17 protein-coding genes are annotated in these 14,153 nt (G+C 70.9%); 10 read left to right on the top strand and 7 right to left on the bottom strand.

Annotation, left to right across the window (positions count from 1 at the left end; genetic code table 11):
• Positions 1-54: 54 nt before the first annotated feature.
• Genes ACIBVP_RS44340 through ACIBVP_RS44330 form a run of 3 tightly spaced genes read right to left on the bottom strand, consistent with a single transcriptional unit; the run spans position 55 to position 2,069 of the window.
• Entirely contained in the window at positions 55-366 is a 312-nt protein-coding gene (locus ACIBVP_RS44340) for an ArsR/SmtB family transcription factor (RefSeq protein ID WP_396112589.1), read from the bottom strand.
• Between the two features lie 9 nt (positions 367-375).
• On the bottom strand, positions 376-1,149 hold the full coding sequence (locus tag ACIBVP_RS44335) for an HpcH/HpaI aldolase/citrate lyase family protein (protein ID WP_396112588.1): 774 nt from the start codon (positions 1,147-1,149) through the stop codon (positions 376-378).
• A complete protein-coding gene (locus ACIBVP_RS44330; protein ID WP_396112587.1) occupies positions 1,146-2,069 on the bottom strand; it encodes a MaoC family dehydratase in 924 nt (307 codons plus the stop codon). Before ACIBVP_RS44330 ends, ACIBVP_RS44335 begins: the two co-directional genes overlap by 4 nt.
• A 112-nt stretch (positions 2,070-2,181) precedes the next feature.
• Here ACIBVP_RS44330 and ACIBVP_RS44325 point away from each other — a divergent pair, with 112 nt between their 5' ends.
• The 6 genes from ACIBVP_RS44325 (at position 2,182) to ACIBVP_RS44300 (ending at position 8,008) form a co-directional block, all read left to right on the top strand.
• Positions 2,182-3,330, top strand: coding sequence for an MmgE/PrpD family protein (locus ACIBVP_RS44325; RefSeq protein WP_396112586.1), 1,149 nt, complete (start codon positions 2,182-2,184; stop codon positions 3,328-3,330).
• Positions 3,327-4,508 (top strand): CaiB/BaiF CoA transferase family protein, encoded by a 1,182-nt coding sequence (locus tag ACIBVP_RS44320; RefSeq protein WP_396112585.1) that lies wholly within the window; start codon positions 3,327-3,329, stop codon positions 4,506-4,508. The genes ACIBVP_RS44325 and ACIBVP_RS44320 overlap by 4 nt, the downstream gene beginning before the upstream one ends.
• Positions 4,509-4,517: 9 nt before the next feature.
• On the top strand, positions 4,518-5,666 hold the full coding sequence (locus tag ACIBVP_RS44315; protein ID WP_396112584.1) for an acyl-CoA dehydrogenase family protein: 1,149 nt from the start codon (positions 4,518-4,520) through the stop codon (positions 5,664-5,666).
• A complete protein-coding gene (locus ACIBVP_RS44310; RefSeq protein ID WP_396112583.1) occupies positions 5,663-6,394 on the top strand; it encodes a GntR family transcriptional regulator in 732 nt (243 codons plus the stop codon). Before ACIBVP_RS44315 ends, ACIBVP_RS44310 begins: the two co-directional genes overlap by 4 nt.
• 221 nt (positions 6,395-6,615) lie before the next feature.
• On the top strand, positions 6,616-7,461 hold the full coding sequence (locus ACIBVP_RS44305; protein ID WP_396112582.1) for a TetR family transcriptional regulator C-terminal domain-containing protein: 846 nt from the start codon (positions 6,616-6,618) through the stop codon (positions 7,459-7,461).
• 49 nt (positions 7,462-7,510) lie between these two features.
• Positions 7,511-8,008, top strand: a complete 498-nt coding sequence (locus ACIBVP_RS44300; RefSeq protein ID WP_396112581.1) for an FBP domain-containing protein — start codon at positions 7,511-7,513, stop codon at positions 8,006-8,008.
• Here the strand turns inward: ACIBVP_RS44300 and ACIBVP_RS44295 are convergent.
• Positions 7,995-8,306 (bottom strand): nuclear transport factor 2 family protein, encoded by a 312-nt coding sequence (locus ACIBVP_RS44295; RefSeq protein ID WP_396112580.1) that lies wholly within the window; start codon positions 8,304-8,306, stop codon positions 7,995-7,997. The genes ACIBVP_RS44300 and ACIBVP_RS44295 overlap by 14 nt on opposite strands.
• Before the next feature lie 237 nt (positions 8,307-8,543).
• Here ACIBVP_RS44295 and ACIBVP_RS44290 point away from each other — a divergent pair, with 237 nt between their 5' ends.
• Positions 8,544-8,780 (top strand): DUF2630 family protein, encoded by a 237-nt coding sequence (locus tag ACIBVP_RS44290; protein ID WP_396112579.1) that lies wholly within the window; start codon positions 8,544-8,546, stop codon positions 8,778-8,780.
• A gap of 32 nt (positions 8,781-8,812) precedes the next feature.
• Here the strand turns inward: ACIBVP_RS44290 and ACIBVP_RS44285 are convergent, their stop codons facing one another.
• Both ACIBVP_RS44285 and ACIBVP_RS44280 read right to left on the bottom strand, forming a co-directional pair.
• Positions 8,813-9,754: a hypothetical protein gene (locus tag ACIBVP_RS44285; RefSeq protein WP_396112578.1), complete on the bottom strand. Its 942-nt coding sequence runs from the start codon at positions 9,752-9,754 to the stop codon at positions 8,813-8,815.
• A complete protein-coding gene (locus ACIBVP_RS44280) occupies positions 9,741-10,271 on the bottom strand; it encodes a SigE family RNA polymerase sigma factor (RefSeq protein WP_396112577.1) in 531 nt (176 codons plus the stop codon). Before ACIBVP_RS44280 ends, ACIBVP_RS44285 begins: the two co-directional genes overlap by 14 nt.
• A 157-nt stretch (positions 10,272-10,428) precedes the next feature.
• On the opposite strand from ACIBVP_RS44280, the gene ACIBVP_RS44275 reads away from it, so the two are divergent.
• From ACIBVP_RS44275 to ACIBVP_RS44265, 3 genes are all read left to right on the top strand, one after another.
• Positions 10,429-10,833 carry a nitroreductase/quinone reductase family protein gene (locus ACIBVP_RS44275; protein ID WP_396112576.1) on the top strand — a complete coding sequence of 135 codons (405 nt, stop codon included), beginning with the start codon at positions 10,429-10,431 and terminating at the stop codon, positions 10,831-10,833.
• Positions 10,833-11,441 (top strand): AAA family ATPase, encoded by a 609-nt coding sequence (locus ACIBVP_RS44270; RefSeq protein ID WP_396112575.1) that lies wholly within the window; start codon positions 10,833-10,835, stop codon positions 11,439-11,441. Before ACIBVP_RS44275 ends, ACIBVP_RS44270 begins: the two co-directional genes overlap by 1 nt.
• A gap of 77 nt (positions 11,442-11,518) precedes the next feature.
• Positions 11,519-12,331, top strand: a complete 813-nt coding sequence (locus ACIBVP_RS44265; RefSeq protein ID WP_396112574.1) for a hypothetical protein — start codon at positions 11,519-11,521, stop codon at positions 12,329-12,331.
• Here ACIBVP_RS44265 and ACIBVP_RS44260 read toward each other — a convergent pair whose 3' ends face one another.
• Positions 12,332-14,065 (bottom strand): pyruvate dehydrogenase, encoded by a 1,734-nt coding sequence (locus ACIBVP_RS44260; protein ID WP_396112573.1) that lies wholly within the window; start codon positions 14,063-14,065, stop codon positions 12,332-12,334.
• Positions 14,066-14,153 lie beyond the last annotated feature (88 nt).

The raw sequence follows: 14,153 nt of genomic DNA, 5'->3' as shown, positions 1-14,153 counted from the left end.
CAGAATTTCGATATGAAGCCCACCGCAGGTGCGTGCGCCACGAGTGCGCACCGGTCAGAGGGTCTGCCCGAGTTCCGCGACGAGCCCGGCGATCCGCTGGTCGTCACGCTTGTAGTGGGTCCACTTCCCGACCCGGGTCGACCGCACGAGCCCGGCACGTTCCAGTTCGGCGAGGTACGCGGACACCGTCGACTGTGCCAGCCCGGCCTTGGCCTGGATGTGGCTCACGCACACCCCGACCTCGACCACGTTCTCCGGCGCGAAATGCCGCTCCGGCTCGCGCAACCACTGCAGCAGCCGCAGCCGCTCCGGGTTCGACAACGCCCGTAGCGCACGGACCAGGTCGGGATCCGGTGCGTCAGCCATGTGCCCAGCCTACGTCGACGTGCGGTCCAGGATCCTGCGCGCACGCAGCAGCACCGGCCGGTCCACCATCTGCCCGCCGACCACGTCAACCCCGGCGACCCCCGCCGCGAGCACGGACTCCGCCCAGGCGACCTCCTCGGCGGACGGCCGGAACGCCTCGTGCACCACGGGCACCTGGCGCGGGTGCACGCAGAGCTTGCCGGCGAAACCCAGCTCCACCGCGTGGCGGGTGTCGTCGCGCACCGCGTCCACATCGGACAGCGCCGTGGTCACCCCGTCGACGGGCGGCGCGCACCCGGCCGCCGCGGCGGCGAGCACCAACGTGGACCGCGCGTGCAGCAACGCAGTGCGGGACAAGGGGTCCACGCCGATGTCGGCGGCGAAGTCGATGCCGCCGAACACGGGCCGGACCACGCCAGCCACCGCGCACAGCCGGGCCGCGGACGCGACCCCGCGTGCGGTCTCGATCAGCGGCAGCACGGACGGGTGCACGTCGAGGTCCTCGGGTCGTTCCGCCTTCGGCACCATCACCGCGGTCGCGGCGCCCACCGCGGCCACGTCGTTTGCGTGCCATGGCGTCCCGGCCGCGTTGACCCGCACCACCGCCGCGCGCCCGTCGGCGAGCCACGCCGCCACGTGGTCGCGGGCCGCCTCCTTCGCCGGTGGCGCGACGGCGTCCTCCAGGTCCAGCACCACGACGTCGGCACCCGCCGCCTGCGCCTTGGCGAACCGGTCCGGCCGGTCACCGGGCACGAACAGGAACGACCGCGCGTCCGCGATCACGCCAGCACCACCGTGAACCGCCAGTCCAGCACCCCGTCCACCACCGACCGCAGCGTGACGAGGTGCCCGGCCACGGCGAGCACCTCGACCTCGCTCGACAGCGTGTCGCCCTCGTGCACGGGCCCGAGGTGGTCGCAGCTCTCCCACGATACGACCGTCACGATGTTCGGTATCGCCCGGCACACCTGGGCGAGCGCGAGACCGATCGTGTGCCCGCCGTAGACCAGGCGGGGATCGCCGTCGTGGTGCGTGGTCGCGATGTTGACGGTCAGCCTGGCGAGTTCCGGTGCGTTGGACACGACGTCGCCGCCCGGCACCCGCCACCGCCGCCCGGCGGTCATCGCGTCGGCGTGCTCGCCCGGCACCCGGGCGCGGAACGCGGCGAGGTCCCAGTCCGGCACGGCCGGCGACACGGTCTCGCCGACGGTCGACAGGTCGTCGGCGTGCCCGGTCGGTTCGCCGGAGCGCAACGGCAGCATCGCGCACCGCCAGAAGTCCAGCACCGGCCGGTCTTCCTGGTCGACGGTCGTGATCCGCAACGCGGCGAGCCCGGTCGGCGGGCGCCCCGGCCTGCGTGAGTTCTCCTTGAGCCCCACGACCTCGGTGACGGTCCGCAGCGTGTCCCCGATCAGCGGGAACCGGTGGAACGCGAGGCCACGGTAGAAGAGGTTCGCGCGCACCTGCCTGGTCACCACCGTCGACTGCCCGATCGCGACGTCCCACACCAGCGCGGGGTGCGCGAGCGGCGCCACCCCGGTGACCGCGCGTGCCAGCCCGTCGTCGAGCGGCAGCCGCAGCCGGTCGCCCAGCACGGCCTGGTGCACGGCGGCGTGCCCGCTGGTGAGGGTCACCGACGGCGCCCCGTCGAACCGGTCACCGACCGACAGCTCGTCGAACCACGGCCCGTCCACGACCTCCACACGCCCTCCACAGCGCCGATCCAAAACGTCCGGCCAAAGCCCCAGTAAGCGTAGTTGACACCCAGCACAACACGATGTGAAATTGGCCGTACATTTCGCCGGAAGGAGTTTCATGGCCGCCACGGCGGAGCGTTTGGCGCGCTGGGCACACGAGTACGAGCCCACCGCGGCGGACCGGGAGCTGACCCACCGCGCGCTGATCGACACGATCGCGGTGACCGTCGCGGCCCGCGACAGCCGCATGCGCGCGCTCACGAAGGACCTGCCGGACGCGGCCCGTTGGGCGGCGGTCGGGCACGTCCTCGACTTCGACGACCTGCACCTGCCGTCGACCGCGCACATCAGCGTGGTCTGCGTGCCCGCCACGCTGGCGGCGGGCGGTGACGCGTCGGCGTACCTCGCGGGCGCGGGTGTCATGGCGCGGCTCGGCACGGCTCTGGGCTGGGCGCACTACACCCGCGGCTGGCACGTCACGTGCACCGCGGGGGCGCCAGCCGCCGCCGTCGCGGCGTCGGTGGCGCTGGGCCTGTCCCCCGCACAGACGGCGACCGCGCTCGCTCTTGCCGTGCCGCAAGCGGGTGGCGTCCAGCGCGCCTTCGGCACGGACGGCAAGGCGCTGCAGGTCGGGCTGGCGGCCGACGCGGGTGTCCGGGCGGCACGCCTGGCCGCGGCGGGCGCGACCGCCGATCCCACGGCGCTCGACCAGTGGCTGACGCTGCTGGGCGGCGACCCGGCGGCGGTCGACCTCGACGGCCCGGCCGTGCCGGGTGGCCTCGCGATCAAGCTCCACCCGTGTTGCTACGCGTCACAGCGACCGATCAGCGCACTGCGCGGCGTCACCGGTGACGTGCGGAGCATCCACGTGCGCACCCCGGCCGCGAGCACGCAGCCACTCATCCACCACCGCCCGACGACGGGCCTCCAGGGCAAGTTCAGCATGGAGTACGCGATCGCCGCCGCCCTGCTCGACGGCAGGCCGGGCCTCGCGAGCTTCACCGACGAGGCCGTGCGGCGGCCCGAGGCGCAACGCCTGATCTCGTTGGTGGAACTGGAAACCACCGAGGGCGGTGCGGGTCTGCTGACCGGCGAGGTGGAGATCACGCTCGACGGCAGGCGCACGCTCGTCGAGAAACTGCCGCCCGGCGCCCCGGACCGCCCGCCGACGGACGCGGAGCTGGCGGAGAAGCTCGCCGACTGCGGTCTGGACCCCGAATGGGACTGGCCGACCGCACGCGCGCTGCTGTCCGAGGAGGTCCGGTGACCCTGCCCCTGTCCGGCACCACCGTCGTGAGTCTCGAACAGGCGGTCGCGGCGCCGTACGCGACCCGCCAGCTCGCTGACCTCGGCGCCCGGGTGATCAAGGTGGAACGACCGGGTGGCGGGGACTTCGCGCGCCGCTACGACGAGTCGGTCCTCGGCCAGTCGAGCTACTTCGTGTGGCTCAACCGGTCCAAGGAGTCCGTGACGCTCGACGTGAAGCACCCGGCGTCCCGCGAGATCCTCAACGAGCTGATCGCGGACGCGGACGTGTTCGTGCACAACCTCGCCCCCGGCTCGGCACAGCGGCTGGGCCTGCACGCGGAACCGTTGCGGGCGTTGAACCCCCGGCTCGTGCACTGCACGATCTCCGGGTACGGCACCGACGGCCCGTGGGCGCACCGCAAGGCCTACGACCTGCTCGTGCAGTGCGAGACCGGGGTCGTGTCACTCACCGGCACCGAGGAGCACATGGCCAAGGCGGGCATTTCGATCGCCGACATCGCGGCGGGCATGTACGCGTACTCGGGCATCCTCACGGCGTTGCTGCGGCGGACGAACACGGGTGAGGGCACGACCGTCGAGGTGTCGCTGTTCGAGGCGCTGGCCGAGTGGATGGGCTCCCCCGCGTACTACACGCGGTACGGCCCGCACCAGCCGAGGCGCGTCGGCGCCGAGCACGCGACCATCGCCCCGTACGGCCCGTTCACCAGCAAGGACGGCGACACCGTGGTTCTCGCCGTACAGAACGAACGTGAATGGGATGCCCTGTGCGGCCTGCTACTGGACGATCCGGCAACCGCCCATGACGAACGGTTCGCCACCAACTCGGCCCGCGTCGCACACCGCGAGGTGCTGAACGCGTTGCTGCAGCGACGTTTCGACACCCTCAGCACCGAGGACGCCGTCGCTCTGCTGGACGAGGCGGGTGTGGCGAACGCGCGCGTCAACTCGGTGGCGGAGTTCCTCGACCACCCGGTGCTGCGCGAACGCGGCCGCTGGCGCGAGGTGGGCAGTCCAGGCGGAATGATCGAGGCGCTGCGCCCGCCCGCGGACCTGGGTGGCGTGGCACCGGTGATGAACCCGGTCCCCGCGACCGGCGAGCACACCGAGCATGTCCTGCGCGCGCTGGGCCGCACCGACGACGACATCGCGGCACTCCGCGCGGCGTACGCGATCTAGGGGGAAACCGTGCTGAGTGCGGAAGAGCAGGTCATCGTCGACACGGTGCGGGAGTTCGTGGACCGCGAGGTGCGCCCGGTGGTGCGGGAGCTGGAGCACGCGAACACCTACCCCGAGCGGCTGATCGAGCAGATGAAGGAGCTCGGCATCTTCGGCCTGGCGATCCCCGAGCCGTACGGGGAGGTCGCGGTGTCGACGCCGTGCTACGTCCAGGTCACCGAGCAGTTGGCGCGCGGCTGGATGAGCCTGGCGGGCGCGATGGGCGGCCACACGGTGGTCGCGAAGCTGATCACCAGGTTCGGCACGGCGGCACAGAAGCAGTGGTACCTCCCGCGCATGGCGACCGGCGAGGTGCGCGCCACGATGGCCCTGACGGAACCGGGCGGTGGCTCCGACCTGCAGGCGATGACGACGGTGGCCCGCCGCACCGGTGACGGGTACGTCGTCAACGGCACCAAGACGTGGATCACGAACTCCCGCCGCTCCGACGTGATCGCGTTGCTGTGCAAGACGGATCCCGACGCGACACCGAAGCACGCCGGGATGAGCATCCTGCTGGTCGAACACGGTGCGGGCCTGACGGTGTCGCGGGATCTGCCCAAGCTGGGCTACAAGGGCGTGGAGAGCTGCGAACTGTCGTTCGCCGACTACCACGCACCCGCGTCGGCGTTGTTGGGCGACACGGAAGGCGAAGGCTTCGCCCAGATGATGACCGGCCTGGAAACGGGCCGGATCCAGGTGGCGTCCCGCGCACTGGGCGTGGCGAGGGCCGCTCTGGACGACGCCCTGCGGTACGCGCAGGAACGGGAGGCGTTCGGCAAACCGATCTGGAAGCACCAGTCGATCGGCAACTACCTCGCCGACATGGCCACGAAGTACACGGCGGCCCGGCAGTTGGTGCTGCTGGCGGCGGAACGCGTCGACGCGGGCGAACGCGCGGACATGGAAGCGGGCATGGCCAAACTGTTCGCCTCGGAAGCCGCGATGGAGATCGCGTTGAACGCGGTCCGCATCCACGGCGGCTACGGCTACTCGACGGAGTTCGACGTGGAACGCTACTTCCGCGACGCCCCACTGATGATCGTCGGCGAGGGCACGAACGAGATCCAGCGCAACATCATCGCCGCCCAGCTCGTGTCCCGAGGTGTCCCGGGATGATGAACCGCGAACCGGCGTACCAGACTCTGGCGAGAACCCTGCGCGACGCGCTGGTGCGGGGCACGTACCCGGACGGCGTCCGCCTCCCGACGGAAGCGGAACTGGCCGACGAGCACCGGGTGAGCCGCCAGACCGTACGGCGAGCCTTCCACGACCTGGTGGCGGACGGCCTCGTCCACCGCGTCCCGGGCAGGGGCACGTTCGCGGCCCCGCGCGACGGCCGCTACCTGCGCCAGTTCGGCACGATCGACGACCTGATGGGCCTGTCGATCGACACGAGGCTGGAGATCGTCACCCCGCTGCGCCGGCGGGTGGACATCGACGCGGCGTCCCGGCTCCGGCTGACCGGCGACGTCGTCCACACGGTCGTGTTCCGCCGGGTCCACAACGACGTCCCGTTCTGCGTGACGACCGTGCACCTCCCGCCCCGGGTCGCGGAAACCCTGGCAGCGGAACCGACCCTGACGTCCCCGGGCGCGACGAGCGCCACGACGGTCATCGCGATGGTCGACACCCGCTTCCCCATCGCGGAGGCGGAACAGAGCATCACGGCCGTCCTGGCCACACCACCCGCCACGACGCGGCTGAACTGCGTTCCCGGCGACCCACTACTTCGTGTGGACCGGACGTACCACTCCACCCGAGGCGAACCGGTGGAACTGGCGATCTCCCACTTCCTGCCCGAGCACTACTCCTACCGGGTCCACCTCCGCAGAGCCGCGACGTGACGGTCAGCCGTCGATCGCGGCGCCTGCCACCACTCCCAACACGAGGAGGAACAGGCAGAACCGGACCATCGCGCCGAACGAGCAGTTGATGTGCATGGCGTTCTCCCTCCGGCCGTACTGATGAGAACCTTGATAGGACAACCGGTGTGCCGCGCGACACGGCCGTGCCGGACGGTCCGGTCGGGACCTCCCAGCCGGGAGGTCCGGAGGGGGAGGCAGCGATGTCCTACCGCAACCTGGACGACGACCTGACCGACGTCGTCCTGAACGTGCACCGCCGCAACGCGCAGGCGACCCGGCGGCTGGCGAACCACCCGCTCACCCGCGCCTACCTCGAGGCGGGCTTCCGGATCCTGGAGCGCGAGTTCGGCACGCACCCGACCGGTGACGACGACCGGTTGCGGCGGCCACTGGCGACCCTGACCCGGGAGACGGTGATCGCGGAGGTCGCGAACGGCCCGGAGCCGCTGCCGAGGCAGGGCACCGTCGGTTCCTTCCGCGACCGCTGGGCGTACTTCCCGGACTACGTCTCCGACCTGACCCGCTACGTGTTGCGGGCACAGCGGATGCCGTGGGACGCGGTGCTCGCCGAACAGGCGGGCACCGCACTCGCAGACGGCGAGTTCTCCTCGGTCGTGCACGAGGTCGCGTTCCGCAGGACGATGCTGTCGACCCACTCGACCTCCATGCGCTTCCGGTACTCGGCGGTCGCGCTCGCGATGCGCGACCGGCGGCTGTACGAGTCGTTGTCGTCGCTGTACGAACACGTGATCGAGGCGTGGGAGCCGCTGATCGTGTCGGTCCTCTCCAGCCGCGGTCTGTCGCTGCGCCCGGGCCTGACGCCGCGAGACCTGGCCATGATGCTGACCGCGCTCAACGAGGGCCTGGCCCTGCGGGTGGCGAGCGACCCGAACCACCACGTGTTCGACGAGTCCAGCAGGCGCAGCACGCTGGGCACCGCGGCGCTGGCGCTGTTCGCAGGCGCCGTGGACACCGGCGACGGAGCATCGATCGAGGACGTCGTCGACGAACTGACCCGCGAGCCTCCTCACCCCGAGCCCGCCTAGAGCATTTAATGATTTGCCTAATGACTATAGGCGGCCTAGCGTCGTGGGCATGAGACCGGTCACCGAACGTGAGATCCGCACGTCCTTCGTCAACTGCAGCAAGGGCGAGGCGAAACGGCTGGCCGTCCCGAGAGACCTTGCCGACCACCCCTGGGACGACCTCGACTTCCTCGGCTGGCGGGACCCGAGCGCCCCCGACCGCGCCTACCTGGTCGTCGACGAGGGCGACGACGGCCTCGTCGGCGTGGCCCTGCGCCGTGCGACGCCACCGGCGGGCGCCCGCCGCTCGATGTGCGCCCTCTGTCTGACCACGCACAGCGGCGACGGCGTGTCCCTCGTGACCGCACGCAAGGCGGGCAAAGCGGGCCAGCAGGGCAACTCGGTCGGCTCGTACCTGTGCGCCGACCTGGCCTGCTCGCTGTACCTGCGCGGCAAGAAGGAGACCGAGCCCGGCGCACGCGCCCACGACTCGCTGCCGCTGGCCCAGCAGATCACGCGCACCAGGGAGAACCTGACGGCGTTCCTGGCCCGCGTCACTCGCGGATAGTCATCCGCGACACGAGGTCACCGGACACGCGGAACGAGAAGTGGCTCGGCCCGTTGAAGCCGTTGCCGCCGACCTGCGCGGTCACGACGGTCTCGCCGGACTTCGCCGCCACCTCGGTCACGTCGAGACTGACCTGCTTGCCGATGAACTCGTCGTCGCTCCACCCCCGGATGGCGTCGGCGCCCCGGAACTCGCGGCCCCAGTCGTCGACCACGCCGTCCTCGGTGAACGCCGCCAGGAACGCGTCGCCGTCACCGGCGTTGGCGGCGTCGAGCATCCGCTGGACCGCGGCCGGCACCACCGGGGCTTGCGGGTGACGTAGCGCTCGACGCCGTCGTCAGTCGGGACACCCTCGGCGAACCGCGCGAGCAGGGCGTCCCGCTCCTCGTGCGCGGCGGCCCGGACGTGGGCCAGCGTCACGTCGGGACCGGCCGCGCAGACCGCCTCGATGTCGTGGCCGTCGGCGTCCTTGCCGCGGCGAGGGCCGCACGTGCGCGCTCTGTCACGTGGGCGACCATGCCCGCACTCTGCCAGCATGGACGGCATGGACGACAAGGAGATTTCGAAGCGCATCGGCTCCCTCATCGAGGAGGAGCACAAGCTGGAGCGCGCCGGTGAGGCACCGGACCACGAGCGGCTGCGCGCCATCGAGGTCGAGCTGGACACCTGCTGGGACCTGCTGCGCCAGCGCCGCGCCCGCCGCTCGGCCGGGGAGAGCCCCGACGACGCGGCCGCCCGCCCCGGCAACGTCGTGGAGGGCTACCTGCAGTAGGAGAAGATCACCCCTTCGGGGCGGTGGGCTCTCTACTCCTTCACGAAGTCAGGGGGCGGGGTCAGCTCCAGCTTCGCCAGGTTCTCCTCGTCGCGTGGCAGCCAGTCGTAGTCGCTGGTCATCACGGGCTTCTCCGGGCCGTCGATGACGGTCGAGGTCTGCCGCACCGGCAGGTAGGACGTGGCGTCCACCCACAGGTCGATCTGGTAGCCGCGCCGGTTGGCGAACAGGCGCAGGTGGTGGGTTTCCTTGTCGCCGATGGTTTCGGCGCCGACCAACTCCATCCGGCCCTCGTCGATCGCCTTCTTGAGTGCGTCCGCGTCCAGGACGTCCGGCATCTCAGGCGGGGGCGGTATCTCCGTGTCGTGACTGGTGGACCACGTCTTCCGGTCGTAGTCGACATGGGTGTAGTAGCGGTCGCCCATCGGGCCGTCGCCCGCGACGGAACGGGTCCGGCGCAGTGGGCCGGTCGGCGGCGCCCCCGGTTTCACCGAGACCGTCACCTCGCCGTTCGGTCCCGGCTCCGGTTCCTCGTTGGACTCGATGATGGTGGAGTAGGCGTCCAGGCGATAGCGGTCGGTCGCCCGGTCCGTCCAGAACTCGTCATAGCCGTATTTCAGCAGCTGCTTCTCGTGGATGACGTAGTCCTCCGCCGAGCGCAGCGCCTGGATGGTCATGGCCTGGACGTGCGCGAGGTTCTCCACGCGCACCTGGGTGGTGGTGCCCGTCGGTGGCGCGGCGTGTGTGCCACCTCGCGGTTCGGTGGGGGTGGCGCCGGTGGTCATCACCACGGCGACGGCCGCCGCGGCGGCCACCAGCGGCGCGCCGATCGAGGCCCGGATCGTCCACGTGCGCCGCTCGGAGCGTCGCCGCTCGTGCACCGCCCTGGCCAGGTCGCGGGCGGCGTGGATGTCGGCCACCTCATCGCGCAGACGGCCGCCGACGACGCGGCCGAACTCCTCATCGGTGGACATCGGTTGTCTCCTTCTCGCTCTGTGGTCCGTGGAAGTCGGCGAGCAGCTCACGCAACCTGGTGAGCGCGCGGGCGGTCTGCGACTTGACCGTCCCGGCCGTGCAGCCGAGCAGGTCGGCGGTGTGCTCCACCGACAGGTCCTCGACGAAGCGCAGCACGACCACCTGCCGCTGCCGCAGCGGCAGGTGCGCGAGCGCGTCGGACACCACCCGCCGGTCGGCGATCCGGTCGTATCCGGCGTCGACCGTGGGCAGCCCCGTCACGTCGGGTGGCATCGCCGTCTCCGGCGGCCGTCTGCCCCGCGATCTGAGGCGGTCCTTGGACAGGTTCACCAGCACCCGGCGCGCATAGGCCTCGGGCGCGGCGCTTGCCCTGGACCACCGCCGCAAGGTGCGCAGCAGGGTCGTCTGCAACAGGTCCTCCGCGTGCCCGCGATCCCCGGTGAGCAGGAACGCGGTGCGCAGCAGTGCGGTGGACCTGTCTTCGACGAACTCGTCAAAGCTCGCGAACATCCGCATGCCCTTTCAAACTCCACACCGCCCGGGACGGTTGCCACCCGATTCACCAGTGTGAACGTGGGCACACAACCCGCACGGGTGATGTCGCCGATCCACGCCGCCGGTCACACCCGCGTGACGGACTGCATTGTCGGTGGGCCGGTCTACCGTGTCGGCCATGGACATCCAGGAGATCAACCGCAAGGTCATCGACCAGTTCCGCGCGGGCGGCGAGATCGAGGGCATGCGGCGGGAACGCTTGCTGTTGCTGACGACGAAGGGCGCGCGGACGGGCACGGACCGCACGACGCCGATGATGTTCCACCCGGACGGTGACCGGGTGGTGGTCATGGCGTCGAACGCGGGCGCGCCCAAGGCACCGGACTGGTACGCGAACCTGCGCGCCACCCCGTCGGTCAGGGTCGAGAAGGGCAACGAGACCTACGCGGCCACCGCCGCGGTGGCCACCGGCGAGGAGCGCGCCCGCTTATGGTCGGAGATCACGAGCCTGTACCCGTTCTTCCTGGACCACGAGAAGAAGGCGGACCGTGAGATCCCACTGGTGGTGCTGACACGCGCGTGATGCTGATCTGGCTGAACGGCCCCTTCGGCGGCGGCAAGACGCAGACCGCACACGAGCTGTCCCGTCGCCTGCCCGGCAGCGTGGTCTGCGACCCGGAACACGCGGGCTTCGGCCTGCGCAGAATGCTCCCCCGCCACCTGCGAACCGACTTCCAGCAACTGAAGTCCTGGCGCGACGGGGTGGTGGAGGTGCTGGACCTGGTGCTGCGCAAGCACAACGGTCCGGTGATAGCCCCCATGACAGTGACCAACCCGACGTACTTCGAGGAGACAGTAGGCCGATTACGCGACATGGACCACGAGGTCCACCACTTCTCACTGCTGGCACGCAGGGAAACCGTGCTGAAACGCTTACAGGGCCGAGGCCTGGGCAGAGCCGTCCCGTTCGCGAGGGACACGTGGGCGGAGTCCAAAGTAGACGAGTGTCTGTCGAGCCTGAGCGACCCCACGTTCGCGACCCACGTGTGGACCGACGACCTCACCATCCCCGAGGTGGCCGACCAGGTCGCGCACACGGCGGGCGCGACGCTCACCCCGGACACGGACACCCGCCTGCGCGCCTACGTCCGCCGCGTGTGGACAACGGTGACACACATCCGCCTCGACTGACGTCGACGGCATGGCCGACGTCGTCGCGCCGGGTCGGCGTTCCGAAGCGCCTCACCCGGTTCGCCTAGGCTGTTCTGGTGGCGCAGACCATCTGGGACGACCCGACCGACGAGCAGTCGGTGCTCCTGCAAGCGATTCTGACCATCCGTGGCGACGACGGCTCGTGGGCGACCACCGCACAGCTGGCCGACCACCTGCGGCACGAACTCGACGTACCCACCGTGCTGGACTCGTTCCCGGCGGCGGAGACCGGCTCCGGCACCCGCTACCGCGCCGTCTGGCGCAACGCGGACGGCGAGGACGACGAGGTCGGGCTGACCCTGGCGGCGGGGCTGCTGACCGTGGACTACGAGATCGCGCCGTACCTCGCGATGATCCGAACCTGCGCGAGCCGGGTCGCGACCGCGGGACCGGTGACCATCTCGAGCACCCGGTTCCACCGCCAGTTCGGCGAGGACAACGCCTTCCACGTCCGGACGTTCCCGGCCGTCCTGCGCCGCGAACCACTGGGTGCCGCCGCCGACGTCCGCACGGACGGCGACGACTGGACGATCACGTTCCCGGCGGACTTCGCCGTCTACCAGGGCGTCCGGCACCTGCGGGACTACATCGACAAGACGGTGCCCGCCCCCACCGAACCGGAAACCCACGAGGAGTACGTCGACCCCGCGCTGCTGCGGGCCCTGACGGAGACCGAACACCCCGCCCGGGACCGGCTGCTCGCCGTCCTGCGCGAGCTGAACCACAACTACGAGGCCGCCAACCCGTACGCGACGCTCCTGCTCCACCGCGCGGTCACGACCGGCAACACCGAGGTCGTCGACATGTCCGACGTGCCGCCGCCCGGCTCACTGGACGCGCTGATCCGCGCGCTCGTCGAGCGGAGCTGATCAGGGGCGCGGGGTGTTGCGCAGGTTGCTGCGCGCCATCTCGAGCATCTTGCCGACACCGCCGTTCAGCACGGTCTTGCTCGCGGCCAACGCGAAGCCGCGGACCATGTCGCCGGTGATCTTCGGCGGGATGGACAGCGCGTTCGGGTCGGTCACCAGCTCCACCACCGCGGGTCCGGGGTGCGCGAACGCCTTCTCCAGCGCACCGCGGATGTCAGCCGGGTCGGTCACCTGCTCCGCGTACAACCCGCAGGCCGACGCGATCGCGGCGAAGTCCACCCTGGGGTGGTCGGTCCCGTAGTCCGGCAGCCCGTCGACCAGCATCTCCAGCTTCACCATGCCGAGCGACGCGTTGTTGAACACCACGACCTTCACCGGCACGTCGTACGTCGACAGCGTCAGCAGCTCACCCATCAGCATCGACAGCCCGCCGTCGCCGGACAGCGACACCACCTGCCTGCCGGGCTGCGCGAGCGCCACCCCGATGGCCTGTGGCAACGCGTTCGCCATGCTGCCGTGGCGGAACGAGCCGATCACCCGGCGCTCGCCGTTCGGCGTCAGGTAACGCGACGCCCACACGTTGCCCATGCCGGTGTCCACGGTGAACACGGCGTCGTCGGCGGCCACCTCGTCCACCAGCGACGCCGCGTACTCCGGGTGGATCGGGGTCCGCTGCGCCACCCCGGAGGTGTACGCCTCGACGACCCGTTCCAGCTTGCGTGCGTGCCGCAGCAGCATGCGGTCCAGGAACGACCGGTCCGTCCGGGTGCGCAGCAGCGGCAGCAGCGCCGCCACCGTCTCGCGGACGGAACCGTGCACGCCCAGCTCCAGCGGCGTCCGCCGCCCGAGGTGCGCGGGTTCGATGTCGACCTGCACCGTGCGTGCCTGCGGCAGGAAGTTGTCGTACGGGAAGTCGGTGCCCAGCAACACGACCAGGTCCGCCTCGTGCATCGCCTCGTAGCACGCGCCGTACCCGAGGAGCCCGCTCATCCCCACGTCGTAGGGGTTGTCGTACTGGATGACCTCCTTGCCGCCGAGCGAGTGCCCGACCGGCGCGGCCAGCGCGGTCGCCAGCGACATCACCTCGTCGTGCGCGCCAACGGCACCCGCGCCGACGAACAGCATGACCTTCTCGGCCGCGTTCATCAGCGCCGCCAGCTCGGTGACGTCCTGCGCCGACGGGGCCACGGGCGACGGCTCCACCAGCGTCACCGGCACCGACAGGGGCCCGGCCGCACGCCGGTCGGCCACATCACCGGGGATCGACAGCACCGACACGCCACGCTTGCCGACGGCCACCTGCATGGCGATCCGCAGCAGCCGCGGCAGTTGCTCGGCCTCCGACACCAGCTCGCTGTAGTGGCTGCACTCGCGGAACAGCTCGGCCGGGTGCGTCTCCTGGAAGAACCCGGTCCCGATCTGGGTGGACGGGATGTGCGACGCGATCGCCAGCACCGGCGCGCCACTGCGGTGCGCGTCGTAGAGCCCGTTGATCAGGTGCAGGTTGCCGGGGCCGCAACTGCCCGCGCACACCGTCAGCTTGCCGGTGATCTGCGCTTCCGCCGCGGCGGCGAACGCGGCCGCTTCCTCGTGGCGGACGTGCACCCACTCGATCCCGTCGGTGCGCCGCACCGCGTCCACCACCGGGTTGAGGCTGTCGCCGACGATCCCGTAGATCCGCTCCACGCCTGCGTCCCGCAGCGTCCGCACCAGCTGTTCCGCGACCGTGGCCATCCCGCGCTCCCTCCGACACCCGACGTTCCACCGCCAGCATCCGCCCGCCAGAACCATGCGTCCAATGCCGCTTTCTCAACCAATCCAT

This window comes from Actinophytocola sp. NPDC049390, from assembly GCF_044466355.1.
In the GTDB taxonomy this organism is placed as follows: Bacteria; Actinomycetota; Actinomycetes; order Mycobacteriales; family Pseudonocardiaceae; genus Actinophytocola.
The sequence above is the reverse complement of the archived record's forward strand: the minus strand, read 5'-3'. Positions and strand labels throughout refer to the sequence as shown.

Excerpts from the sequence above, each read along its gene's own strand:
- ACIBVP_RS44340 (WP_396112589.1), bottom strand. The coding sequence starts at position 366 with ATGGCTGACGCACCGGATCCCGACCTGGTCCGTGCGCTACGGGCGTTG.
- ACIBVP_RS44325 (WP_396112586.1), top strand. The coding sequence starts at position 2,182 with ATGGCCGCCACGGCGGAGCGTTTGGCGCGCTGGGCACACGAGTACGAG.
- ACIBVP_RS44310 (WP_396112583.1), top strand. The coding sequence starts at position 5,663 with ATGATGAACCGCGAACCGGCGTACCAGACTCTGGCGAGAACCCTGCGC.
- ACIBVP_RS44305 (WP_396112582.1), top strand. The coding sequence starts at position 6,616 with ATGTCCTACCGCAACCTGGACGACGACCTGACCGACGTCGTCCTGAAC.
- ACIBVP_RS44300 (WP_396112581.1), top strand. The coding sequence starts at position 7,511 with ATGAGACCGGTCACCGAACGTGAGATCCGCACGTCCTTCGTCAACTGC.
- ACIBVP_RS44290 (WP_396112579.1), top strand. The coding sequence starts at position 8,544 with ATGGACGGCATGGACGACAAGGAGATTTCGAAGCGCATCGGCTCCCTC.
- ACIBVP_RS44285 (WP_396112578.1), bottom strand. The coding sequence starts at position 9,754 with ATGTCCACCGATGAGGAGTTCGGCCGCGTCGTCGGCGGCCGTCTGCGC.
- ACIBVP_RS44280 (WP_396112577.1), bottom strand. The coding sequence starts at position 10,271 with ATGCGGATGTTCGCGAGCTTTGACGAGTTCGTCGAAGACAGGTCCACC.
- ACIBVP_RS44275 (WP_396112576.1), top strand. The coding sequence starts at position 10,429 with ATGGACATCCAGGAGATCAACCGCAAGGTCATCGACCAGTTCCGCGCG.
- ACIBVP_RS44270 (WP_396112575.1), top strand. The coding sequence starts at position 10,833 with ATGCTGATCTGGCTGAACGGCCCCTTCGGCGGCGGCAAGACGCAGACC.
- ACIBVP_RS44260 (WP_396112573.1), bottom strand. The coding sequence starts at position 14,065 with ATGGCCACGGTCGCGGAACAGCTGGTGCGGACGCTGCGGGACGCAGGC.